The sequence below is a fragment of the Xaviernesmea oryzae genome (genome assembly GCF_900109605.1).
In the GTDB taxonomy this organism is placed as follows: domain Bacteria; phylum Pseudomonadota; class Alphaproteobacteria; order Rhizobiales; family Rhizobiaceae; genus Xaviernesmea; species Xaviernesmea oryzae.
Genome location: NZ_FOAM01000020.1, coordinates 33,794 through 58,974, shown reverse-complemented (window position 1 = coordinate 58,974; position 25,181 = coordinate 33,794). Strand labels below are relative to the sequence as shown.

Genomic DNA, 25,181 nt, shown 5'->3' with positions numbered 1-25,181 from the left:
TCACGGAAGACTGCGTGGTGTGGCATAGGTTTGACGGTGCCGCGTCAGGCCGGATTTTCCGGTATGCTGGGCTCGGACAAGGACTGGCCGGCGACCACGCCTTTGCCCGGCTGGCTCGCTTCCTCGACCGGCAGGCCGGCACCGGTTTCGGCAGGCGCATGGGGACGGCGGATCTGGGGGACGGCGTTCACCACCAGCGGCAGGAAGCCTTCAGCGCCCGCATCGATCATCTCGAAGAACCGCCGTCGCATGCGCGGCTCCCAAAACTTGTTGATGTGGGTGGCCACGCCTTCCGCGCGCACCGCTTCGGGCTGCGAGAGAAAGAAGGTGGCGATCTGGTTGGCCATGCGGACCAGCTTCTCGTCGGTTCCGTCATGCGACATGGCGCGATCCTTCCATGCTGACCCGGTCCGGCCGGGTAAAGACCTCGAAATCCTCGTCGCGGGCAATGCCGATCAGCGTCATGCCTGCGGTCTCTGCCGTGCGGATGGCAAGCGCCGTCGGCGCGGAAATGGCGATCAGAACCGGGCTGCCCAAGGCCGCCGCCTTCTGCACCATCTCCACCGAAAGCCGGCTGGTGACGACAACGACACCGTCGCTGCCGCTAAGGCCGCTGCGCAAGACCGCGCCGCAGAGCTTGTCGAGCGCATTGTGGCGGCCGACATCCTCACGCATGGCCAGCAGACCCTTTTCGCCCGGCCGGTAGAAGCCGGCGCCATGCACCGCGCGGGTCTCGCGGTTCAGCTGCTGGGCGTCGCCAAGCGCCCGCATGGCCTCGGCGATCTGTTCCGGCGTCAGGCAAAGCACAGTCTCCTCGACCGAGGGGACCGCGCGTGTCGCCTGCTCGATCGATTCGATGCCGCACAGGCCACAGCCGACGGGACCGGCCATACGGCGCCGGCGCGCTGTCAGGGCTTCGGCCGTCGCATCAGCCAGTTGCATCTGCACATCGATGCCATCGCCCGCCTCCACCAGATCGACCGACAGGATATCCGCAGCCTTGGTGATGATGCCCTCGGCAAGCGAGAAGCCGACGGCGAAATCTTCGAGATCCGAAGGGGTCGCCATCATCACCGCATGGGTCGAACCGCCATAGGAAAAGGCAATGGGTACTTCCTCCGGCACTATCCGCACACCATCGCGCGCTTGGCCGGCGCGGACGGAGAGGCTGGCAAGGCGGCGGGCGGGCGGGATCATTGGCATGCTCCCGGACCTGGATAAGACAGTCTCGTCATCGACTTACTCCGCCGCTTCCAACTTGCCTCCAATACGCCGGGAGCGGCGGCTGAGTTCCTCATAATCCTGCTGCCATTCGCTCGGGCCGTTGGAAGGGGAGACCTGCACGGCCGTCACCTTGTACTCAGGGCAATTGGTCGCCCAGTCGGAGAAGTCGGTGGTGATCACATTGGCCTGCGTATCGGGATGGTGGAAGGTGGTATAGACCACGCCCGGCGCCACGCGATCAGTGATCAGCGCGCGCAAGGTCGTATCGCCGGAGCGGCTGGCGAGCTTGATCCAGTCTCCCTCCTTGATGCCGCGCTGCTCGGCATCATGCGGATGGATTTCCAGCCGGTCCTCCTGGTGCCAGGCGACATTCTCCGTGCGCCGGGTCTGGGCCCCGACATTATATTGCGAGAGAATGCGGCCGGTGGTGAGCAGCAGCGGAAAGCGCGGGCCGGTCTTTTCGTCGGTCGGCACATATTCCGTGCGGATGAACTTGCCCTTGCCGCGCACGAAGCCATCGACATGCATGATCGGCGAGCCCAAGGGGAACGCCTCGTTGCAGGGCCACTGCACCGAACCCTTTTCCTCCAGATAGGCGTAGGAGACGCCGGCAAAGCTCGGCGTGGTCGCGGCAATCTCGTCCATGATTTCGGAAGGATGGGCATAGGTCCAGGCGAGGCCCATGGCCTTCGCCAGTTCCTGTGTCACCTCCCAGTCGGCATAGCCATTCTTCGGTGTCATCACCTTGCGCACCCGGTTGATGCGCCGCTCGGCATTGGTAAACGTGCCGTCCTTTTCCAGGAAGGTCGAGCCGGGCAGGAAGACATGGGCGTAATTGGCGGTTTCGTTGAGGAAGAGATCGTGAACCACCACGCATTCCATGGCGGCGAGACCCGCCGAAACATGCTTGGTGTCGGGATCGGACTGCAGAATATCCTCGCCCTGAATATAGAGGCCCTTGAACGAGCCATCGACGGCGGCATCCAGCATATTGGGAATGCGAAGGCCCGGCTCATTGTCGAGCTTGACGCCCCAGAGCTTTTCGAAGGTCTCGCGCGTGGCATCGTCGGAGACGTGGCGATAGCCGGGCAGCTCATGCGGGAAGGATCCCATGTCGCAGGAGCCCTGGACATTATTCTGCCCGCGCAAGGGATTCACACCGACGCCGGGGCGGCCGATATTGCCTGTCGCCATGGCGAGATTGGCGATCGCCATGACCGTCGTCGAGCCCTGGCTGTGCTCGGTGACGCCGAGGCCGTAATAGATCGCGCCGTTGCCGCCGGTGGCATAAAGCCGGGCCGCACCGCGCACCAGTGCGGCCGGAACGCCGGTATAGGCTTCGCTGACTTCGGGACTATGCTGCGGCTCGGCGACGAAGGCCGCCCAATCCTCAAATTCCGACCAGTCGCAGCGCGCGCGGATGAAGGCTTCATTGGCGAGCCCCTCTGTGACGATCACATGGGCAAGCGCGGTCAGCACCGCAACATTGGTGCCGGGCTTCAGCGGCAGGTGGAAGGCAGCCTCTACATGCGGCGTGCGCACGAGGTCGATCCGGCGCGGATCGATGACGATCAGCTTGGCGCCCTGTCTCAGCCGTTTCTTCAGCCGCGAGCCGAACACCGGATGGCCGTCAGTGGGGTTGGCGCCGATGACGAGCACGACATCCGCGTGTTCGACCGAATCGAAATTCTGCGTGCCGGCCGAGGTGCCGAACGCCTGGCCGAGACCGTAGCCGGTGGGCGAATGGCAGACGCGGGCGCAGGTGTCGACATTGTTGTTGCCGAAGCCGGCGCGCACCAGCTTCTGCACCAGATAGGTTTCCTCATTGGTGCAGCGCGAGGAGGTGATGCCGCCAACCGCTTCCCGTCCATATTGATACTGGATGCGACGGAATTCCGCGGCGACATGGGAAAACGCCTCTTCCCAGCTGACCTCTCGCCAGGGATCGGAGATCTTCTCGCGGATCATCGGATTGAGGATGCGGTCCTTATGCGTGGCGTAGCCATAGGCGAAGCGGCCCTTGACGCAGGAATGGCCGCGATTGGCCTGCCCGTCCTTCCACGGCACCATCCGCACCAGCTCTTGCCCACGCATCTCCGCCTTGAACGAGCAGCCGACGCCGCAATAGGCGCAGGTGGTGACTTCGGAATGCTCCGGCTGGCCGATGGCGATGACCGATTTTTCCGTCAGAGTCGCTGTCGGGCAGGCCTGCACGCAAGCGCCACAGGAAACGCATTCGGAAGAGAGGAAGCTTTCATGCGCGCCGGGCGAAACCCGGCTGTCGAATCCGCGTCCCTCGATCGTCAGCGCGAAGGTGCCCTGCACCTCTTCGCAGGCGCGCACGCAACGCGAACAGACGATGCATTTGGAGGGATCATAGGTGAAATAGGGGTTCGACTCGTCTTTTGGCAGATAGCGGGCATTGGCAACGCCATCGCTTGCGCGCGCCTTGACGTGATTGCCCCCGTCCGTGCCGTAGCGCACGTCGCGCAGGCCCACCGCGCCAGCCATGTCCTGCAGTTCGCAATCGCCATTGGCCGCGCAGGTCAGGCAGTCCAGCGGGTGGTCGGAGATGTAAAGCTCCATCACCCCCTTACGGATGGCCTTCAGCCGCTTGGTCTGGGTGTGGACCACAAGCCCCGGCATCACCGGCGTCGTGCAGGAGGCCGGCGTGCCGCCGCGCCCCTCGATCTCGATCAGACAGAGGCGGCAGGAGCCGAAGGCGTCGACCATGTCGGTGGCGCAGAGCTTCGGCACCTGAATACCGGCTTCCATGGAGGCCCGCATGATCGAGGTGCCGGCGGGCACGGTGATTTCGCGGCCATCGATGGTCAGCGTCACCTGCTCCTCGGCCTGCGAGGCTGGGGTGCCGTAGTCGATTTCGTGGATGAGGGCCATGGAATCACTCCGCCGCTTCAACGAGGGACGCAGGCTGGAAATCCTGCGGGAAATGGTTGAGCGCGCTCATCACCGGATAGGGCGTGAAGCCGCCCAACGCGCAGAGCGAGCCGAATTTCATCGTGTTGCAGAGATCGGTCAGCAGCAGCCTGTTCGCCTCCGGCTCGATGCCTTGCGCGATGCGGTCGACCACCTCGACTCCGCGCGTCGAACCGATGCGGCAGGGCGTGCATTTGCCACAGCTCTCCACCGCGCAGAATTCGAAGGCGAAGCGGGCCTGGGCGAGCATGTCGACCGTCTCGTCAAAGACGGTGATGCCGGCATGGCCGATGAGCCCGTCGGCGGCGGTGAAGGCCTCGTAGTCGAAAACCGTATCGAACAGCGAAGGCGGAAAATAGGCGCCGAGCGGGCCGCCGACTTGCACGGCCTTGACCGGACGTCCCGAAGCCGTGCCGCCGCCAATGCCCTCGACGATCTCCCCGAGCGTCAGCCCGAAGGCGATCTCGTAGAGCCCGCCATGCCTGACGTTTCCGGCAAGCTGGATCGGGATCGTGCCCTTGGAGCGGCCGACGCCGAAATCACGGTAGAAACCCGCGCCCTTCTCAAGAATGATCGGCACGGAGGTGAGCGACAGCACGTTGTTGACCACGGTCGGTCGGCCGAACAGACCCTGCAGTGCCGGCAGCGGCGGCTTGGCGCGCACCACGCCGCGCTTGCCTTCGAGACTGTTGAGCAGCGAGGTTTCCTCGCCGCAGACATAGGCGCCGGCGCCGGAGCGCACTTCCATGTCGAAAGCATGGGCCGAGCCCAGCACCGAAGGACCGAGTAGGCCTGCGGACCGGGCCCGTGCGACCGCCTCCTCCATCACCGCGATCGCATGCGGATATTCCGAGCGGATATAGACATAACCTTTGGTAGCGCCGACCGCGATGCCGGCAATCGTCATGCCCTCGATCAGCACGAAGGGATCGCCCTCCATGATCATCCGGTCGGCAAAGGTGCCGGAATCGCCCTCGTCGGCATTGCAGACGATATATTTCCGGTCGGCCTTGGCATCCGCGACCGTCTTCCATTTGATTCCGGTCGGAAAGCCCGCGCCGCCGCGGCCGCGCAGGCCGCTGTCGGTCACTTCGGCCAGGATCTGGGCAGGGCTCAAGGCGAGGGCGCGCGTGAGTCCCTTCAGCCCATCATGACGGCGATAATCCTCCAGCGAGAGCGGATCGGTGATGCCGCAGCGGGAGAATGTCAGCCGCGTCTGCCCTTTGAGAAACGGGATCTCCTCGGTTTTCCCGAGACATAGAGGATGGTCGGCGCCATCCAGCAGGCTTGCATTGAGGAGCCCGGCATCGAGGAGGCCGGGGACATCTTTTGCGCTGACCGGACCATAGGCGATGCGTCCTTCCGGTGTCTCGACCTCGACCAGCGGCTCCAGCCAGAAGAGGCCGCGCGAGCCATTGCGCACGAGGGTGATGTCGAGACCGCGCGCTGCCGCTTCCTGTGTCAGCGCCCTGGCGACCCGGTCGGCGCCGAGCGCGACGGCCGCCGCATCTGCGGGAATGAAGAGGGTGATGCTCATCGGCCGATCTCCGTGATCAGCTCAGCAAGGCCGTCGGCATCGAGCCGCGCATGAAGCTCGCCATCAAGCATGGCGGCAGGGCCACAGGCGCAGAGCCCGAGACAGAAGACCGGCTCCAGGGTGATCGTGCCATCGGCGGCGGTCTCGTGCCAGTCGATGCCAAGCATCGCGCGGGCCTGGTCGCCCAGCGCATGGCCGCCCAGCGCCTGACAGGCTTCGGCGCGACAGAGCTTCAGCACATGACGGCCGGCGGGATGCGCGCGAAAATCGGGATAGAAGGTGACGGTGCCATGCACTTCGGCGCGCGAAAGATTGAGCGCCGAGGCGATCACCGGCTTGGCGCCTTCGGGAATATAGCCGAATTCATGCTGGACCGCATGCAGGATGGGAAGGAGCGGGCCTTCCAGGCTTCGACAGTCGGCGACGATCTCCAGGATCCGTTCCTTGGCCGAAGCGGGAAGGCGGTCTGCCTCTTCGGGCGCGGTCGTATGCAGGGTCATCAGGTCAGTCCTCCCAAACCGACAAGCGGACGAAGATCGGCCCACTGGCGGATCCAGCCCCGGTCGGCGCGGCGATCAAAGCCTCTTGGCCTTTGCCCGCCCAGCCACTGTTGAAATCCGGGTGCGAGGCTCGTCGTCTACATCCGCCGACAATGAGGAGCGAGAGGGATCAGGTCAATAATGGTAATCCGTCGCTTGATAGCTTTTCTCTATCAAAGGCGGAGGCCGCGACGCCGGAGCGGGCGGCATGCAGCAGAGCGGAGACCAGCGGCGTATGCGGCTCGCGATGTGTGGCGACCAGGCCGACCATATGCTCGGCCTCCGGCTCGATGATCGGGATCATGCGAATTTCCTCGGAAAAACCGAAGGATTCCGCCACATTGCGCGGCATGACCGACGCCCATTTCCCGGTTCGGATATGGGAGAAGAGAACGATCATCGAGTTGGACTCGAGCGTCGGATGGGCGCTGACGCCGGCTTGGGCCATATGGGCATTGATGATGCGCCGGTTCTGCATATCGGCCGTCAATAGACAAAGCCGAAGACGCGACACTTCGGCCCAACTGACCTCAGCGCGATCGGCCAGCGGTGTTTCCGCACCGGTGATCAGATGATAGCGCTCGCTATAGAGCGGCACGGTGGTCACGCGCCCCAGCGGCTCGTTGTCGAGATAGGTGATGCCGGCATCGATCTCGAGATTCTCAAGCTGGCTCAGCACCTGCAGCGAGGTGCGGGAGGTTACGGAGAAAGTGACGTCGGGATGGCGTGCCTGAAAGGGTTCGGTCAGCCTGGGGACCATGGACAGTGCGGTGGGAATGACGGCGAGCCGCACATGGCCGGCGAGCCCCTTGCGCGCCGCGCGCATCTCCTCGCGCATGGTGCGCGCGTCTCCGACAATGCGGCGCGCCCATTCCAGCACGCGCTGGCCTTCCGGCGTCAGCCCTTGGAAACGCGAGCCACGCACCACCAGCGCCACGCCCAGCTGGTCCTCCAGCTGGCGCAGCGCGGCCGAAAGGGTTGGCTGCGAAATGCCCAGCTCCTCGGCCGCCCGGCCGAAGTGGCGCTCTTGCGCGAGGGTGATGAAGAATTCCAGCTTGTCGATCATGCGCCGCTCCGGCTCGTCAATCGGGACGCGCGCGGGCATGGCAGCAAGCGCGACGAGGCGCAACGGGGCGGTTTCGGCAAAGTGTCGATGATGAGCCGGATCATCATGTCACCCCATGCGCCCGTCAGGCCTGTCTGCCGGTTCCTGATATCAGGATCGGGCGCGCGTTCAGCTTCAAAAGCCCGTGCCGCCCCTCAGCTCGTTGGAAATGGTCCGCAGGATGATCTTCATATCGAGGAGAAGGGAGAAACGGCGAACATATTCCACATCGCAGACGATGCGGCGGATCGCCTTCCAGCGCTGCACGGTCGGCCCGCGCAAGCCGCGTGCCTGAGACAGGCCGGTGAGGCCCGGACGCATCAGGTGGCGATACTCATAGCCTTGGACGAGATCCGAATAGACCCGACCGGCTGCAAGCATGTCAGGCACATGGGGGCGTGGTCCGACCAGCGACATATCACCGATCAGCACGTTGAAGAGCTGCGGAATCTCGTCGAGATTGGTCTTGCGCAGGAAGCGCCCGATCCGTGTGACGCGCGGATCGCCATCGACCGTCTGCATCACGCCGGTCCTGTCCCCACGGTCGGTATACATCGAACGGAATTTCAGGATTTCGAAGGGGACCTCGTAGCGGCCGGTGCGCATCTGGCGAAACAGCACCGGCCCGCGGCTTTCCCATTTGATGGCGAGCGCGATGAGCGCCAGCACGGGGGCGAGCAGGACGAGCATAAAGCCGGATACGAGAATATCGATCAGCCGCTTGACGGCGAGCTGCACCGGCATGTCGGGAACGGCAACGGGCGTAATGAAGACATTGGCGCGCACGTCATAGGTGCTGGACGACTGCATCGACAACTTCTCCGACGTTGGGTCAAGCTTCTGCAATCCGTCAAGGCCGCGCGCGCCGTGGCTCCTGATGGTGAGATGCTCCTTGCTGCCTGGTTCTTGAGCAGATCGATTGGTCAAACGGTTCCTCCCGACTTGGCCAGTCCGCTCCTGCATATAACGGACAAGCACCATGCCTCGCTCACCGCTAGGTGAGACGGTGCATGTTCATTGACCCCGCTCGTCCGCTTTTGTCGCACTGGTGTCTCACATCGGGAATCGTTGTTGCATTTCGAAACACACCAACGTTTCTCTTCGTGTGAGACGCCTGTCCCCGTTCAGTTTTAAAAACTTAAGTTTTTTTGTTGGATAATGAGATATTAAACTAATGCCGATCTGGCAAGATGGCCCAGCGCAGACTCATGGTGCTTGGTTAATCCCGCCGTTGCTGCTCAAGGACGGTGCGCGGCCATGGCGGCGCTGTGCGGCAGGCCGCCGGTCACATGCTCCAGCGGCACGGTGCCCTTGGTGAAGAGCAGGCCGTCGCGAAACAGGGGCAGCCACTGCTCGCGGTCGAAGAAACGCTCGGACGGAGCGCGCGCCTGCGACCGCCGTGCTTCGGCGGCAAGGAAATTGTAGCGCGGGGTTTCGCCGAATTCCTTCTTCAGCTGAAGACGGCTGCCGAATTTGCGCTGGTCGAACTCTTCGGCATGCAGGATGCGACTGGCAATGTCGCCCGCATCCTCCCACTGCACCTGCTTGAAGAACAGCGCCGCCGCGCGGCTTGCCAGTCTGAGCACGGCTTCGCGGTCCTCGGGATGCTCGATGTTCATCTTGATGCGGAAGGTGTCGAACGCATCGAGCCGCGGCCCATGCACATAAATGAAGACCGAGGATTGCTCCGGCGCGGGGTCTTCCTCGGCCAGCGCATTGGCGGCCTTCGAGGGCGCAATCGACGGGCGCAGCGGCGGCTTGCCGACCGGCATGATGACGGAGCACTCGAAGCCGGAGGCGCCCTGACCGCCCAGTCCTTCGGCGCTGGGCTCCCAGGCCATGGGGTTGAAGCCGGCTTTGTCGAAAGCCTGGCAGATCCCGGCGGGCGGATCGAGGATCCGGCGCAGGAAGGATTGCTGCGGCGCCTTGAGGTCTCGGAACATGAGCGAGGGCAGCCTGATCTGCAACGCCGCGAGCCTTTCGCTCTTGCGCACCGTGGTCAGGGGCGAAGCTTCTGGCGGTGTGGACGAGGAGAAGCTTGTCAGCTCGTAGAGCCGCGCAACGACATGGGTCGAATCAAGCCCGAAACGCGCCATCAGGAATTTCAGGTTCCGCATGTCTTCGGCCAAGAGAACCGTCAGGCCGATTGCCAGGCTGATGAACAGAAGCATGATGAAAAAGAAGTTCCGGGCCGAGCGGCTTTTGCGCTTGCGCTCGCGGATCTTATCCATGACGTGGCTGGAGCTCCTGCTGTTCTGCGTGCGAAAGGGAGAGGCTGTCGCTCCTTGTGCGCCATGGCGGGGGAGGTCTGCAAGAACCTTCTTAAAAAGAGAATGGAAGAGGAGGCGCGACCCCCAGCTTTATCCCAGGTCCCGTTAACAAAAGTTCTATGATCGCGTTTCCTGCGGCGGAAGGCGCGAAAAATGTTCTCATCGCTTCAGCCGAGACGACCGACGGGGTGAGGCAGGATCCTTGGGCCCTGGCCTCCGATCAAGGATATTACAGCATCCAGCGGCCGGATTGAGGCAGACGGCCTCGTAAGGCGACGATGATGGCATAGGCGACCAGAAGCGGCCAGATGGAACAGGCGGCAATGCCGATCAGCCGCATCATGTCCCAGCGGCCGGCGCCGATGGTCTGGCCTTCCCGTAACGTATTGTCGAGGAAGACCACCGCGATAACGGCATACAGCGCCACGAAAATGTTGAACAGCATCATCGCTCCGCTGGAGCCGCAGCGGTGTGGCCGTTTCCGTCTGGCCCCTGCATGCAACTCCAAAGCTGAAATAAGACTGGGATTCCGACCCTCGGCCAGGCGGGCCGGCGGTCATCCCGATCTGGCGTCTTCTTTCCAAGACGCCGGATGTCTCAATCCAGATTGGCGATCATGGCTCAGTAAGGCGCGCACATCACTGTCTGTCGCCAAGCCTGCCTCAGCCTGACCTCCTGGGCGAACGCACCGATCACGATCCCTCGTCGGGGATGTTGAGCACTTGGCCGCACGCCTTGCAATGCACCGCATCGGCATCATGGCGCATCAATCCGCATTGCGGGCAGGGGAAAGTGACCTTGTAGGGCCGCACGATCGCTTGGGCGAGGCGGACGAAGAGCGAGATGCCGAAGATCATCGTCACGATCGAGGTCAGTTTCCCAAGCGTACCCGGCAAGGTGATATCGCCGAACCCGGTGGTGGTGATGGTTGCGACGGTAAAGTACAGCGCATCGACGAAGCCGTTGATCCCGGAATCCTGATAGAAGAAGGCGGTGTAGACGAAGCCCGTGACCAGGAAGAGAAAGGTGACGAAATTGATCACCGCGCGAATGATGTCTTCATAGGCCCTGCCGCCCAGCCGCGCGACGAGCACGCCGAACATGCGGCTCTGGCTGAGCGACCAGATGCGCAAGGCCCGAAGAAAAGCGAAATTGGAAAACAGCGCCGGGAAGAGCAGCGTGGCAAGGATGGCGAAGTCCACAAGCGTCATCGGGCGGACGAGCCAGCGCAGCGGCTTCTGCGCTACAAGGCCACGGGCGACAAGCTCCAGCGCGATGACGCCGGCCACCGTATAATCGACCGCCAGATAAGTGTTGCGCGATGTCAGATAGGGGCCGGCAAGGAAGAATAGGATAATCGCCAGATCGACCAGCGCAATGGTGACCTGAAAGCGCAATGCGGCCGCTCCGGTGCCGAGATAGAGCGCGCGCAGCCTTTCGCGCAGACGCCAGAAGCCTGTGCGGTCCCGTGTCTTGTCCTGCGCCATCCTCTGGGTTCCTATCAGCGAGACTGGGTATGAGGCCCGCCGCTCGTCTCTTCAGGCCGAGCTAAAGCGCCAGGGCGCTGCGTCAAGGGTTGCATCAGGGCAGGGCGATCGGGGCTACAGAGAAAAGCCAGGGCGGAGACGCGCGAACTGGCGAATGCACCCTACGCAAAAGCCCAGCCTGCGGGGCCGGGCTTTTGTCGATCGTCAGGCCGAATCGACACGCTGCTGGAAGCTGAGATCCGGTGCGGGCAGCAATCGCAATCGATGGCCGGGACATCCGATGCAAGAGCGAAGAATCGAGAGCGTCGGCCGATAACGACTTCCCGCTCGATGCTTTACGCTGCCCAGTCGTCGGTGTCGCGTTCCTTGAACATGCGGGCGAGATTGAGGAAGCAGATCATGCCGGCATCGCTGGCGATGATGCCTTCCGCGAAGCTGCGGTCGAAGGAGGTGGTGATTTCCGGAACCGGCTGCACTTGGCTGCCCTGAACCGTCAGAATGTCGGAGACGCGATCGACCACCAGGCCGACGACCATATTGTGCACTTCCGCCACGACGATGGCGCTGCGCTCGTTGGCAACAGTGCTTTCCATGCCGAGCTTGTGGGCGAGGTCGATGATGGGAATAACCGTGCCGCGCAGGTTCATCACGCCGATCACCTCGGCCGGCGAATGCGGGATGGGCGTGGAGGGGGCCCAGCCGCGGATTTCGCGGATGGTCGTGGTCTTCACGCAGAATTCCTGCTCATGCAGCCTGAAAGCGATGATTTCGAGGGTCTCGCCGTCGAAGCCGGCCATTTTCAAAGGGCTGCTCATAATCTCGTCCTTCCGATCCTCAAGCGCCGCCGTCAGTAGAGCGGCGCCGCAATAGCCTCTTGAAGCAAGATTAGCGATGATTTCTTAAGAGTTCTTATCGCTTTGGCACTCGAATTCGCAGGTTGCTTGGTGTTCGGATGCCCTTGTCAGGCGCTGCGCGTCGGCCGGTCGAAAATGCGCCGGCCAAAGAGGCTGGCGGTCAGCTCCACCAGGATGCGCGCGCTTTTGCCGCGATCATCCAGAAAGGGGTTGAGCTCGACCAGATCGAGCGAACTGACCAAGCCGCTGTCGCACAGCATTTCCATGATCAGATGCGCCTCGCGAAAGGTCGCACCACCCGGCACGGTGGTTCCGACGCCCGGTGCGACCTCCGGATCGAGGAAATCGACGTCGAGGCTGACATGGAGAAGGCCGTTTTCAGCCTCCACGGCCGCCAGGATTTCGCGCATGATCGCGGCGGCTCCCATTTCGTCGAGCGCGCGCATGTCATAGACATTGACCCCGTGCTCGGCGACCTCTTCGCGCTCGCGCGCATCGACCGAGCGAATGCCGACCTGGTAGACGCGGCGCGGATCGACCAGCGGCCGGTCGTCGGGCAGGATGCCGGGCAAAGCTGCCTCTCCGCAGAAAAAGGCAACCGGCATGCCGTGCATATTGCCGGATGGGGACGTCTCGCTCGAATTGAAATCGGCATGGGCATCGAGCCAGAGCACGAAGAGCGGGCGGCCGCGTTCGCTCGCATGCCGGGCCATGCCGGAGACGCTGCCCATGGACAGGGCATGATCGCCACCCAGCAGGATCGGCAGCTGTCCGGCGCTGGCGGCCGCATGGGTCGCCGCTTCCAGTGCGCGGGTAAAGCCGGCGACGATGGCAAGGTTTTTCGCCTGCGCCTGTGGTGGCAGACCGACCTCCAGCCCTTCGACGGGCTCGGGCTTCAAGTCACCCGCGTCGCTCACGCGGAAGCCGAGTTCCGCCAGCACCCTGTCGACACCGGCGATGCGAAGCGCCGTCGGCCCCATGACGCAGCCACGCCGGCCGGACCCCTCTTCCAGCGGCACGCCGATCAGGGTCACCGGGGTCTTGTTCGGTTCGGTCATGGCATTCAGCTCCTTGATTCTGCGGCTCGCGGCTGGACATGCAGCACCGACAGCATCATGCGGTCAATCCGATGCATCGTGATGTCAGGCAGGAATTCGGCTTCCTCTGTCCTACGCCGCGGCGGACGCCACGGGAGGCCCGAAAACGATGCCGCCATCGCGCCGAGATCCGGAGGACAGCCAAGACATGGCGTTCGCCAATCGCGTCCGATCAATATTCCCGCTCATAGAAGATGCCTGCGCCGCCGCCTTCGCTGCCGGCCTCGCCCTTCAGCTTGACGCCGCGTCCGACATCCAGATTGATAACCGCCTTTGCGCCATCCTCGGCGCTTTGCTGGAGTTCCAGGTAGGTGCGGTCGTTCAGGTAGCGCCCGGCGCGCACCAGGGCGCCGCCGCCGGCATCGGTGGAGACATCGAGGTCGTCGACGCCGAGCTGGTTGCGCAGCCCGTCGAGCAGCGAGGTGGAGCTGCCGCCGGCAAGCTGGGCAACGGCGCTCGCCAGCTGGGCGATCTGCACGGGCGACAGATTGGACAGCGAGCGGCGGAAGATCAGCTGCGCCAGGATCTCATCCTGCGGCAGGGACGGCGATGAGCTGAAGACGATGTTGGGATCGTTCGCCTCGCCGGCAACCGTCACGGTGACCGTTGCCGTATCGGTGGTCGATGTGGCCGAGAGGTTGAGTGTCGGGATCAGCCCGCCGCCGAAGGTGATCGTGCCTTCGCTGAAGGTGAGACGCCGGCCGATGACGTCGAGGCGGCCGCGCCGCATGGTGAAGCCGCCGGAGACGGCTGGCGCTGCCGCCGTGCCCTGGATCGTCAGGTCGCCACCCAGTTCGGCATCGATGCCACGGCCGCGCACATAAAGCTTGCTCGGTGCGGAGAGTTTGACATCGAGCGCGATGCCGCGATCGGTGCGTTCACCGGGCTGGCCTTGGTCCTTCGTCAGCAGCTTCTCCATCCGTTTGACATCGGCAGGCGCCTTGCGGTGCTTGATGTCGAGTTCCGACAAGGCACCGGGCAGGCGCTGCGGCACGGTGATCGCGGCCTTTTCAATATTGATCGTGCCGGCCAGTGTCGGCTGACCAAGGAGAGGCCCCTTCAGCGTCAGGGCGCCCGTGACATCGGCCGTCACCAGCGTGCCATCGACGTAAGTTGCTTTGTCCAGGCGGATGGCGAGATCGGCGGGATAGTTCGCTCCGGGGGCATAGCCGACCGTGCCGGTGACGGTCAGGCTGCCACCCGTCGCCAGCCGGCCCGTCAGCCTGTTGATCCGCGCCTGCTGCCCTTCGAGCGTGATCGCGGCCGTCAGATTGTTGAGCGTCAGATTGCGGCGCACATCCGTCAGCCGCGCGCCCGCCGTGTTGATCGTCCCGGAGATGGCGGGTGCAGAGACCGAGCCGCCGACGGCAATGTCGAGATCGGCCGTACCGGACGCGGTAAAGCCTTGGGCGGCGAGGATGGGCTCGGCAAGGCCGAAGGGCAGCCGGCCGGCAAAACGCATGTTCAGCGGCCGATTGCCCTCAAGCCTCAGCGTGCCGCCGCCCTTGAACGAAAGACCGCCACTGCCTGAAAGCGTCGTGTCGACACGCAGGTTCTGGTTTGCCAGTTGCCCCTTGGCCGTGATCGCCAGCTTGCCGACACCGGCCGAGCGGGTCTGGGCGAGCGAGGCATCGCGCCAGCCGAGATCGAAGGTGACGTCAGGGCGCTGCGCCGTGCCCTTGGCGGTGATGGTGCCGCTGATGGCGCCTTCCGCGCCGATAGTGGGTGCCACCGCATTGATCAGCCGCGCCGGCACGGCGTCGAGCCGCACGGCAAGATCCAGTGCCTGTCCGGCCGAGCCGTTGACAGTGATCGTGCCGTCGGACGCGCCGATGCGCGCACCAGAGAGAGACACCGTGCCGTTTTCGATGGCGATCGCTGTGGGCGCGGCCAGCTTCAAAGCAATCCGGCGCGGCGCGGCCTGAAGCTCGGCCAGGTTCAGGGTCAGCTTTGCGCCTTGCGCAGCGATATCGCCTCGGATCACCAGCGGAGCTTCATCATAGCGTCCGTTGACGGCGAAGCGCGTGGTGTCGCCACTGCGATCGAAATCGGCAGACAGGCCGGTCACGCGGTTTGCACCTTGGGCAAGCGTTGCCACTTGGAGCCGGCCATTGATGGCGAGCTTGGCGAGGTCGCTGATGGTCAGGTCCACCACAGGCCGTTCGATCACCAGATCGTCACGCTTCAAGCCGGTGCCGTTGGCCTTGAGGACGATGGAGGTCACCGCATCTCGCGTCGTGATATCCGCCGTGCCTGCGAGATCGCCGCTTGCACGCTGGCCGGCCAGGGCCGCGATCAGGCTGATATCCGGCAGCGTGAAGGTGAGGTTGCCGCTGGGCTTGAAATCGGGCGAAAAGGCGAGCGCCCCGTTGATTCGGTTTGGCCCGACTGTCACATTGAGCGCGGGCACCGTCGTGCCGCCGCTTTCCGCGCTCTGCACGGCAACGTCGATTGCCACAGGCTGCGTGTCGATGCTGCCCGTGCCCTTGATGGTGGCCTGCGGCGCGGTACGGCTGGCGGTGCCAGTCGCGTTGATCGTCAGATCGCGCAAGGGGCGGCCAACCAGGGTCGCCTGCGCCGAATTGAGCTGCAGGTTGAAGGCCGGCGCTGCCACCGGACCATTGGCCGAGAGCGTAAAGCCGGCGCTGCCCTTGGCATCGCCAAGCAGCTTGCCAAGATCGGGAAAACTGCCCTTCAGATCGGCGGCGAGCGTCTCGCCTTCCAGCGATACCTGACCGTCGGCTTTGATGCTTCCCGAATCGAGCCTGAGCCCATGAACATTGAGCGCACCATCGGCGGCACGCGCGACTTTGGCATTGACGGTGAGCGGCGTGTCGATCCGGCCGGCGAGAGCGGCAGGCAGGGCTGCCGGCGGGCTGGTCAGCGCGATATCGGCGTCGAGGCTGCCGTCCGTGAGGGTGAAGGCGCCGGTCACGCGGCCATCCAGGCCTGCCGTGTCGAGGGTCACCGGATTGAAGCCGATTCTCTCAGGCGTGACATCGACCGTTCCGTTCAGCACCAGTGGCCCGGCGACAAGCCGTGCAAGATCGGCATTGGGCGTGTTGAGCCGAGCCGCTTCGACGCGCGCCGTCGCCGTGCCCTGCCGTCCCGTCAGGTTGAAGCCCGGGCTTTGCACCTTCAGGCGGATCGCCTCGAGCCGTGCCTGTGGCGTGGCAAGCCAGGCAAGGTCGGCCGTGGCGTCGATCCGGGCCGATGTCATCGGGCCCTTGACCGTGGCGAGCGCCGAGGCAATGGCCACCCGTGCTTCACCGCCGGCAATTGGGGTGGCGAATTCGACAGCCGGCTTGCCTTCGACCTTCAGCGTCACGTCGAGGTCCGTACCGATGCGGCCGGAAAGCCGGGCTTCGCCGCCTTTCAGCGCGATTACCGTTTCCGGAAGGGCCAGCGCGCCCTGGTCAAGCGCCAGGGTCGTGGGATTGTCCAGCGTCAATGGAATGCCGCGCGGCGTAGCCTGAAGAGACTGAACGGTGACGGAGGGAGAGCCGCCTGCGCCGGCGCCGATCGTCGCGCGCAAGGCCAGCGGCGCTTTGTCATACGTGCCGTTGAGCGCCAGCGCGGTTTCGCCACCTGCACCGGTTCCGCCCGGGTGCTTCAAGGTGACCGTTGCGTCGGCAACCCGGTTTTCGCCCTGGGCCACCGCGCGCGCGGTGATCCGGCCTTCAGCCGCCAGTGTCTTGAGGTCGCTCACGGTCAGATCGACGCGGGGTTGATCAACCGACAGCGCGCCGCGCTCGATCTTCTGCCCTTCGGCCTGCATGGAGAGGGTGGAGCGACCATTGTCGGCGCCAAAGCGGGCGGTGCCCTTGAGATCGCCGGTCAGTTCCTGGCCTTCGCCCGTCTGCCCCGCCAAGGTGCCGACGCTTTTCAGGTCGGGCAGGTCGAAGGCAATAGACCCGGTCGGCATCAGGTCCGGTGTGAAGGCGAGCGCGCCGGTGATCTTGTTCTCGCCGATCGTGGCGGCGAGATCCGGCAAGGAGAGCGTGCCGTCGGCGCGCTCCAGCTTGGCCTGGGCCTCGACGGCCTGACCGTTGAGAGCGCCTGTGGCCGTCAGCGCAATCGTCTGCTCGGCCGCAAGCGTGCCCTGCGCATTGAGCGCCAGATTGTCGATCTGCCGGCCGGCGACGGTAGCCTGGGGCGAGGTGACCTGCGCCTTGACCGCGAGATCGGCAAGCGGACCGGAAAGCTCGGCGGAAAACTGTGCAGCCCCACTGGCATTGGGCGCCAGCTTGCCAAGATCCGGCACCTGGCCCGACAGAGCCGCCTTCAACTGGCCGTTTTCCAGCTTGGCCGACCCCGTGGCCGTCAGGCTCGATGCCTTAAGATCGAGATCGTTGAGGGCGAGGGCGCCGGTCGCAGCACGGCTGAGCCGGCCCGACAGCGCGACCGGACCCTCGACCCTCGCCTGCACGGCATCCGGCAGGCCTGTCTGCGGAATGGCCAGGTCAAAGGCGGCTTCGAGCGCCTGCGTCGCCCGACCGAAAAAGCCGTTGACCGTGCCGCTCACGCCTTGGCTCGACAGGATCAGGCGGTCGAAGCGGATGGTCTCGGGCGTGATGTCGATGGGGCCTGCCACCGTCAGAGGTGCCTTGACCAACCGGTCCAGATTGGGATCGGCAAAATGCGAACCTTGTGCCGCGAGAGCGAGATCGAGACGGCCCGTGCGGGCGCTGAGATTAAAGCTGTCAGTGCGTGCGGTCAGATGCATGGCTTCGACGCTAACTTGCGGCAGTGCTGCCTTGGCCAGCGAGGCGGAGAGGTCGACACGCGCGGCCTCGGGCCGGCCGGTGACCGAGAGGGCCGCGCGGTCGAGCGTGATGTCGGCCTGTCCTCCCTCCACCGGCAGGTTCAGCACCAGCGGGCCGTTCGGTCCGGTCAGCTCTGCCTGGAGGTTGCTCTTGCCTGCGGTCGTCACGGCGCCGGATGCCGTCAGGTTCAGTGCCCCGGTCGTGATGCGGCCACGGTCGATGCGGATCGGCGTCTGTGCATCCATGGAGGCGGCGATATCGATCGCCGTCTCGCCTTCGAAAAGCGGACGGCTGGCGGGCGGCATGAGCCCGGCGAACCGGCCGCCGCCGGCCAGCGCGAAGCTGCGTACACCGTCTGCCGTCAACTGATGGCGCCCGTTGAGCGAAAGCACCTGTTCCCCGTCGAGCGCGCCGGTGATGGCGCCCTGCCAGTCGGTCAAAGGTCCATCGCCCTTCAGCGTCAGGCCAACGGCCGGATCGTTGGGCAATTGCAGAAGTCGGGCGAGAACACCGCCCTTCGGTTCGGACAGCGCTGCATCGAGCTTCAGGGTTGCCGCCTCGGGCGCATAGGCGAAATCGGCGTTGAGCTTGGCATCGGGGCGGGCAAGTTCGGCGGCATTCAACTTGGCGGCGATCTGCCGAGAGGTGGCGGCGAGGCTGCCTTGCAGGGTCAGGCGCTCGTCCTGGCCGACCAGCGCCTTGCCGAGCATCAATTCCCTGATGTCGATCACATCGGCCTGGATCTCGATCGGCAGGGTGAAGCCGCCTGACGATGGCTGGCTGGGCTGGGTGCTGACCGGCTGGCGCTCGATGCGAACCGCCTGCGCCGTGAGGCTGTCGGCATCGAGACGGCCCGACAGAAGCGCCAGCGGATGCCAGACGAGTTCAGCACTGTCGATGACGGCATAGGCGCCGCGGCTATCGCTCAGCGTGATGCGTCCGGCCCTGAAGCGGCCCGTGAGCAGGGGGCCGGGTTCGGAAATGGAAATCGTCAGGTCCGGCGTGGCGGCGTAGCGCTCCACCAGGCCGGCGACGATCCGCGCACCCGGCGTGGTCAATCCGAGAAGGGCGACGGCAAAGACGAGGATCACCACGAGAATGCCGAGCGTGGCGGCAAGCCAGCGCAGAACACGTCCGGTCGGGCTGGTCGGCGTCATCGCTGTGTCCTCTCTCGTCATGCCATTGCCTGCACGCCATGTGCCTTCGGGAAAGGGCTAAAGCGTGTCGCGGATCAAAAGGTCTGGCCGATCCCGGCATAGATGCCGTAGCGCGTGCCGCCCGGATAGGGATTGAGCGGTAAGGCCACATCCACGCGGATCGGCCCGAAACCGGTATTATAGCGCACGCCAATGCCGGCGCCTGTCCGGATATCCTTGAAATCGGGCACGGCCTGGGCGGAGACGGCCGCCGCATCGATAAAGGGCACGATGCTGATCGTCTCGGTCACGCCGATGCGGGCTTCGAGGTTGACATTGACATAGGACCGTCCGCCCAGCGGATCGTCCTTGGCATTGCGCGGACTGATCTCCTGATAGGCAAAACCGCGCACCGTGCCGCCGCCGCCCAGGAAAAAGCGGCGGGTCGCGGGAATGTCATCCAGCGTATCGTCTCCGCCGCCAACGATGCCGGCGGCCAGACGGCCGGCCAGAACCGTGTTCCCCGTCGCGCCAAGGCCATAATAGCCGGTGATCGAACCCTCGGTCGAAACGAATGGCGTCTGCCCGTAAATTTCGTAGCTCGGCTTGATGGCAAGGCTGGCGCGGTAGCCGTTCTTGGGATTGAGCTTGTCGTCGCGTGCGTCGCGTACGAATTCGATCGGCACGGAAGCGGTCAGGTAATCGCGCTTGCCGAAGGCGTCGTCCACATCCGCCCAGGCCAGCTCGCCGCCGGCCGAAACGGTATCGGTGTCGTTGAGCTCGTAGCTTGCCATGACCAGGCCGGTGATGGTCTTGGCCTCATAGCTATCGGGATCCATCAACGCGGCCTTCAGGCTGACGGTCAGCGCCGTCGGCGGACCGAAGGCGCCGGGTTTGGTAAAGATGATGCCGGCCGAATAGTCGAAGTCGGTGACGTCCTTCAGGCCGAGCCGGCTGACCTCGCCCTCGATGCGCAGCGATTCGGCCTGACCAAAGAGATTGCGATGGCCCCAATAGCCCTGCGCGCCGAACCCATCGGCCGAGGAGAAATTCGCCCCGACGCCGAAATAGCGCTGCTTGCCTTCCGAGACCTCGATGGTCAGCGGCAGGCCACCGAGCTGGTCGAGCGCCGTACCCTCCTTGATCGAGATCGAGGAGAAGACGCCGAGCGCGCGCAGCCGCTCCTGCGCCTTGCGCAACTCTTCCGGCGAGTAGGGCTTGCGCGTGTCGAGCCGCGAATAGGATGCGACGAACGCCGGATTCATCGTCTTGGTGCCGGTGACGGCGACGTCGCCGAACGTGGCCTTCGGCCCGCTTTGCGCGCCGAGAGTCACATCGACGGTGTCATTGCCGTGATCGGCCACGGCCTGGCGATCGGTCAGCTTGGCAAAGGGGTAGGATTCCTGCTTGAGATCGTCGACTGCCTGACGGCCCGCCTTGAGTATCACGGTCGAATCGGCACGGCGACCGGTCTTCAGGTCATAGGCGGAAGGGTCGCCACCCGCGATGTCGCCCGTCAGCCGCACCTGGCCGATCGCGAAGACCGGGCCGGGCTTCACCCGCACGACCACCGGCACGGCCTGACCCCGCCGAAACTCCGGGCTCGGCGGAAGGCTGTCGATGGAACGCCCATCGATCAGCACATCGACCACGCCGCCATAGCGGGCCTGCTCATACAGCGCCGCCAGGAGCCGCTCGCGGTCGTCGCGTGCGCGGATCAGCAGGCCGAGATCGCCCGATGCCGGACGTTCACGCTCCTGGTAAAGCTGCGAGGCATTCTGCAGGGCTTCGGTCAGCGCATCGTCAGCGCTCGGCGCATCGATGGTGACGGAATAGGCGACCGGATCGGTGATCCGGGCAGCATCCTCATCCTCGTCGCTCTTGCCGAAGAAATTGATGCCGAAAAGCTTGAAGGCATGGGCCGGCGGGGCCGAAAGCGGGCCGCCAAGCGCCAGCGCCAGCGCCAGGGCGGCAAGGCCCAGGCCCGTTGTCCTTAGGAGTCGGCTGGCGGTCGATTGACGCATGTCGAGGCCCGTATCATCATGTCGAGGGGCCTTCCGGCATGTATCGTCGCCGCAATGGCCTGGCTGCGCGAGCAAGTCAGGATCATCCATTCCCATACAGACAAACTATACATTGTTTACCCCACGTTGAAGCCCTACTCTCTCCTTTGATTAAATTTGGATGAAAATAGGCCCCGTTGTGGCTTTGCCGAAACAGCCGCGCTGCGCCTCTGCCGGTCGAACATCTTCGATGAAGAAAGCATGACGCGGCCAATGCGAACCCAGCATCGGCATGAGAACGACCGAGATCAAACACCTTGCGATGGCGATCTGATCCGATCGGGTCTCCACGCCCGATGGACGGCTTTGAAGACACTCTGTCGTCACCGGCCGGGCGCTCATGAGGAACGCCGGCCGGTTTCCAGCATGGACGCGCTTAGCGCGGGCAGGCGTCGATGTAGCGGCGGCCGTAGCGGTCGCGGTAGTAGCACTGGCCAGGCTGTTCGGCGACCGAACCGATGACCGCGCCGGAGACGCCACCGATCGCCGCGCCGACAGCGGCGCCACGAACATTGCCGGTGACCGCGCCGCCGATAATGGCGCCCGACACCGCGCCGATGCCGGCGCCCTGTTCAGTCTGGGTGCAGCTTGCCAGGCCGAGTGCGACCACGACCAGCGCGATGGCTTTCTTCATTGCTCGTCTCCCTTTTGACGCCGCGGCCGCTTGATCGCTGAACCGCTCTTGACTGTCGGACGAACCGGCCGAGCCCGAAGGCTGAGCCTGGCGAAAGAGGCAATGCGCGGCGGCAATCGCGTCTTCATCCGTCCTGCGATGAAAACAATAGTTCGCACGGGGACAAAGTCTATCGCCGTCGCTCCGTGCGCAGCGCTCTTTTGCATTTGTCTACGCATTTTCGTTGATATGTCGGAACACGGGGCAATGGTCGATCGCAATCGGTATCGCCAATTTTACGGGATGGGGTTTTTCCTTCAGGCCTATCGTGTCAGTCTGGGCAAGGGGCCTGCGATCTCCGGAGCTTTGTGCCTGATATTGATTGACCGAAATCAATGACGGCCGAGGTCGGACCATGTAAGCATTGCAGGCATGAGAGGGTGTTTTGCCCGACGGGCGAATTGCCGCAGTGCGCGGCTCCGGCGCTGTTTGCGGTTGACGGGCGGGTCCGTCAGGCGCAGTCAGACGACGGATATCTGGAGACGGTGATGGATTTCGAAAGCTTCTTCAAATCGGAAATCGATGGACTGCACCAGGAAGGCCGCTACCGCGTGTTTGCCGACCTGAAGCGCCAGCGGGGCGAATTTCCCAAGGCGCTGCGCCATACCGGCGAAGGTGCAGGCGAGGTGACGGTTTGGTGTTCTAACGATTATCTCGGCATGGGCCAGCACCCGGCCGTGACCGAGGCGATGAAGCAGGCGATCGACGAATGCGGCGCCGGCGCCGGCGGCACGCGCAATATTTCCGGCACCAATCATTATCATGTGCTGCTCGAGCGCGAGCTTGCCGATCTGCATGGCAAGGAAGCCGCGCTGCTGTTCACCTCGGGCTATGTGTCCAACTGGGCCGCGCTCGGAACGCTCTGTTCGCGCATTCCCGGCGTGATCGTCTTTTCGGACGCCGGGAACCATGCCTCGATGATCGAGGGCATTCGCCACTCCAAGTGTCAGCGGGTGATCTTCCAGCATAATTCGGTGGACGATCTGCGCGCCAAGCTGATGGCGGCCGATCCGGCCGCGCCGAAGCTGATCGCGTTCGAGTCGGTCTATTCGATGGATGGCGACATCGCCCCTATCAAGGAGATCTGTGATCTCGCCGACGAGTTCGGCGCCATGACCTATCTCGACGAGGTCCATGCGGTCGGCATGTATGGCCCGCGCGGCGGCGGCATCGCCGAACGCGAAGGGCTGATGGACCGGCTGACGCTGATCGAGGGCACGCTGGGCAAGGCCTTCGGTGTGATGGGCGGCTATGTCGCGGCATCGGCCGCTTTGTGCGACTTCCTGCGCTCCTTCGCCTCAGGCTTCATCTTCACCACCGCGCTGCCGCCGGCGCTCGCCGCTGGCGCGCTTGCTTCGATTCGTCATCTCAAGGCCAGCAATGGCGAGCGCTTCGCGCATCAGTCCCGGGTTCGCCGCCTGCGGCACTGTCTTGATAAGAACGGCATTCCGCATCTGGCCAATCCCAGCCACATCGTGCCCGTGATCGTCGGCGATGCCGCCAAGTGCAAGTGGATCTCCGATCTGCTGCTCGACAATTGGGGCATCTACGTCCAGCCGATCAACTATCCGACCGTGCCGAAGAAGACCGAGCGCCTGCGCATCACCCCGACGCCGCTGCATACGGACGCGGACATCGATCATCTGGTCGGCGCCCTGCATGCGCTCTGGTCGCGCTGTGCCCTGGCGCGTGCGGTTGCCTGAGGCGATCGTCGTTCACAAGCCGATATGCGATGACGAGCCGCCTTCGGGCGGCTTTGTCGTTTCAGGGTGATGATGCCTGCCCTGAACCGTGGTCTAATCATCTAACATGTTGATGATCCACGTGAAACGCCTCTGTGAGATGCGTCTTTCAGACCTGTTTGGTTAGATTTGTGGCAGCCTCAAGCCGCCCGTTCCAGACGGCTGATCCGGCTTGCCGCCCGTGCGCGCGCTTCGGCATCGGCCGCGAAGACGACCTGCATGCCATCGCCGGCGGGCCAGTCGATCATCTCGTCCATTACCGCCTCGGCCACCTCCGCCATGGCGAGAAAGCCGATTCGGCCGGCAACAAAAGCGGCGCAGGCCACCTCCTCCGCCGCATTCATCACCGCGCTCTGCATGCCGCCCCGCGCCATGGCCAACCGTGCAAGGCGCAGGGCGGGAAAGCGCGCCTCGTCGGGCGCTTCGAAATCCAATCGGGCGAGCTTGGCGAAATCCAGGCGCTCGACATTGAGCTTCGGACGGCGTGGATAGGCGAGCGCATAGCCAATGGCCGTGCGCATGTCGGGCGCGCCGAGCTGGGCGATCACCGAGCCGTCGCTATAGCCGACCATGGAGTGGATGATCGATTGCGGATGGACGATCACTTCGATCGCCTCGGGCGCGACGGCAAACAGATGATGCGCCTCGATCATCTCCAGCGCCTTGTTGAACATGGTGGCGCTGCCGATCGAGATCTTGAGCCCCATGGACCAGTTGGGATGGGCGCGGGCGCGCTCCGGCGTGACGAGCGCCATCTCCTCCCGCGACATCTGGCGGAAAGGCCCTCCCGAGGCGGTGAGCACGATCCGCTCGACCGCATGGCGCTGATCGTCCTCCATCGACTGGAAGATGGCGCTGTGCTCGCTGTCGACAGGAATCAACGTGCCGCCGCCATCGGCCACCGCCGAGACGAAGAGCCGGCCGGCCGAGACGAGGCATTCCTTGTTGGCAAGCGCGATATCGGCACCGCGCCGCGCTGCTGCCAGTGTCGGCGCCAGTCCCGCCGTGCCGACAATTGCAGCCATCACCAGATCGACGTCGCGCTCTGCAGCCTCCATAAGGCCGGAGGCGCCAGCGGCAACCGCAATGCCCGTACCGGCCAAGGCGGATTTCAAGGCGCCATAGAGCGTCTCGTCCGCCGTCACGGCCATCTTGGCACCGACAGCCTTGGCCTGTTCGGCCAGAAGTCCGATATTGGCATGGCCAGTCAGCGCTTCGACCTCGAAGGCGTCGCGCCCGCCGAGTTGGCCAATCACGTCAAGCGTGTTGCACCCGATCGAGCCTGTCGCACCAAGAACCGTGATGCGCCGAGGGCTGCCCGTTCGTCCGCCTGAGGCCAAGATTCGTTCCTCCTGATCGAAGAAGGAGGCTTTACAGGCGAATAGGGGAGGGGACAAGGCAGGAGGAGATTGACCAACATCCTCGGCACGTGCGCAATCCAAAGCCTCGGCTCTGCTGCTTGAGCCGGGTGCAATAGATGCGGCGATTGCGTTTACCCCGCCGAAGACGACGTTCGAACTTTCCGGCTTGATGAACACACATTGGTGTGTATTCTTTCCGTATGGAAAGCGGTGAGATCATCAAGGCGCTGAAGGCAGATGGGTGGTATCACATCGCCACAAAGGGCAGTCATCTGCAGTTCAAACACCCTTCAAAGCCTGGACGAGTTACCGTTCCGCATCCTAAGCGGTATCTTCCCATAGGGACTATCAAGAGCGTTGAAAAGCAGGCCGGGTTGAAATTGAGGTGAA

The 25,181-nt window shown here is 64.1% G+C and carries 18 protein-coding genes; 2 read left to right on the top strand and 16 right to left on the bottom strand.

Features of this window, described 5'->3' with window-relative positions; translation table 11 throughout:
• Positions 1 to 44: 44 nt before the first annotated feature.
• From BMX61_RS20635 to BMX61_RS20560, 15 genes are all read right to left on the bottom strand, one after another.
• Complete coding sequence (locus BMX61_RS20635) at positions 45 to 383, bottom strand: formate dehydrogenase subunit delta (protein WP_075628120.1); 339 nt, start codon at positions 381 to 383, stop codon at positions 45 to 47.
• Positions 373 to 1,203 carry a formate dehydrogenase accessory sulfurtransferase FdhD gene (gene fdhD, locus BMX61_RS20630; protein WP_092742967.1) on the bottom strand — a complete coding sequence of 277 codons (831 nt, stop codon included), beginning with the start codon at positions 1,201 to 1,203 and terminating at the stop codon, positions 373 to 375. Before fdhD ends, BMX61_RS20635 begins: the two co-directional genes overlap by 11 nt.
• A 36-nt stretch (positions 1,204 to 1,239) precedes the next feature.
• Positions 1,240 to 4,122, bottom strand: a complete 2,883-nt coding sequence (fdhF, locus tag BMX61_RS20625) for a formate dehydrogenase subunit alpha (protein ID WP_075628122.1) — start codon at positions 4,120 to 4,122, stop codon at positions 1,240 to 1,242.
• Positions 4,123 to 4,126: 4 nt separating this feature from the next.
• Positions 4,127 to 5,698: a formate dehydrogenase beta subunit gene (locus tag BMX61_RS20620; protein WP_075628123.1), complete on the bottom strand. Its 1,572-nt coding sequence runs from the start codon at positions 5,696 to 5,698 to the stop codon at positions 4,127 to 4,129.
• Positions 5,695 to 6,198 (bottom strand): formate dehydrogenase subunit gamma, encoded by a 504-nt coding sequence (locus BMX61_RS20615; RefSeq protein WP_075628124.1) that lies wholly within the window; start codon positions 6,196 to 6,198, stop codon positions 5,695 to 5,697. The genes BMX61_RS20620 and BMX61_RS20615 overlap by 4 nt, the downstream gene beginning before the upstream one ends.
• 169 nt (positions 6,199 to 6,367) lie before the next feature.
• Positions 6,368 to 7,303, bottom strand: a complete 936-nt coding sequence (locus BMX61_RS20610; protein WP_075628167.1) for a LysR family transcriptional regulator — start codon at positions 7,301 to 7,303, stop codon at positions 6,368 to 6,370.
• Between the two features lie 174 nt (positions 7,304 to 7,477).
• The gene (locus tag BMX61_RS20605; RefSeq protein ID WP_234794770.1) at positions 7,478 to 8,152 is read right to left on the bottom strand and encodes a sugar transferase; all 675 of its coding nucleotides are present in this window, start codon (positions 8,150 to 8,152) and stop codon (positions 7,478 to 7,480) included.
• Positions 8,153 to 8,580: 428 nt separating this feature from the next.
• Positions 8,581 to 9,573 (bottom strand): DUF6030 family protein, encoded by a 993-nt coding sequence (locus BMX61_RS20600; RefSeq protein ID WP_075628125.1) that lies wholly within the window; start codon positions 9,571 to 9,573, stop codon positions 8,581 to 8,583.
• Positions 9,574 to 9,841: 268 nt separating this feature from the next.
• Positions 9,842 to 10,060, bottom strand: a complete 219-nt coding sequence (locus BMX61_RS20595; RefSeq protein ID WP_075628126.1) for a hypothetical protein — start codon at positions 10,058 to 10,060, stop codon at positions 9,842 to 9,844.
• 244 nt (positions 10,061 to 10,304) lie between these two features.
• Positions 10,305 to 11,099, bottom strand: coding sequence for a potassium channel family protein (locus BMX61_RS20590; protein WP_075628127.1), 795 nt, complete (start codon positions 11,097 to 11,099; stop codon positions 10,305 to 10,307).
• A 335-nt stretch (positions 11,100 to 11,434) separates the two neighbouring features.
• Positions 11,435 to 11,914: a chemotaxis protein CheW gene (locus tag BMX61_RS20585; RefSeq protein ID WP_075628128.1), complete on the bottom strand. Its 480-nt coding sequence runs from the start codon at positions 11,912 to 11,914 to the stop codon at positions 11,435 to 11,437.
• 146 nt (positions 11,915 to 12,060) lie between these two features.
• Positions 12,061 to 13,011, bottom strand: a complete 951-nt coding sequence (gene rocF, locus BMX61_RS20580) for an arginase (protein ID WP_075628129.1) — start codon at positions 13,009 to 13,011, stop codon at positions 12,061 to 12,063.
• A 211-nt stretch (positions 13,012 to 13,222) separates the two neighbouring features.
• A complete protein-coding gene (locus BMX61_RS20575) occupies positions 13,223 to 18,973 on the bottom strand; it encodes a translocation/assembly module TamB domain-containing protein (protein ID WP_075628130.1) in 5,751 nt (1,916 codons plus the stop codon).
• Between the two features lie 74 nt (positions 18,974 to 19,047).
• Entirely contained in the window at positions 19,048 to 20,976 is a 1,929-nt protein-coding gene (locus BMX61_RS20570) for an autotransporter assembly complex protein TamA (protein ID WP_083639474.1), read from the bottom strand.
• Between the two features lie 415 nt (positions 20,977 to 21,391).
• Positions 21,392 to 21,649, bottom strand: coding sequence for a YMGG-like glycine zipper-containing protein (locus BMX61_RS20560; protein WP_075628132.1), 258 nt, complete (start codon positions 21,647 to 21,649; stop codon positions 21,392 to 21,394).
• A 527-nt stretch (positions 21,650 to 22,176) separates the two neighbouring features.
• Here BMX61_RS20560 and hemA point away from each other — a divergent pair.
• Complete coding sequence (gene hemA, locus BMX61_RS20550) at positions 22,177 to 23,391, top strand: 5-aminolevulinate synthase (protein WP_075628134.1); 1,215 nt, start codon at positions 22,177 to 22,179, stop codon at positions 23,389 to 23,391.
• 179 nt (positions 23,392 to 23,570) lie between these two features.
• Here the strand turns inward: hemA and dxr are convergent, their stop codons facing one another.
• The gene (gene dxr, locus BMX61_RS20545; RefSeq protein WP_075628135.1) at positions 23,571 to 24,770 is read right to left on the bottom strand and encodes a 1-deoxy-D-xylulose-5-phosphate reductoisomerase; all 1,200 of its coding nucleotides are present in this window, start codon (positions 24,768 to 24,770) and stop codon (positions 23,571 to 23,573) included.
• Positions 24,771 to 24,991: 221 nt separating this feature from the next.
• On the opposite strand from dxr, the gene BMX61_RS20540 reads away from it, so the two are divergent.
• Positions 24,992 to 25,180 (top strand): type II toxin-antitoxin system HicA family toxin, encoded by a 189-nt coding sequence (locus BMX61_RS20540; protein ID WP_075628136.1) that lies wholly within the window; start codon positions 24,992 to 24,994, stop codon positions 25,178 to 25,180.
• Position 25,181 lies beyond the last annotated feature (1 nt).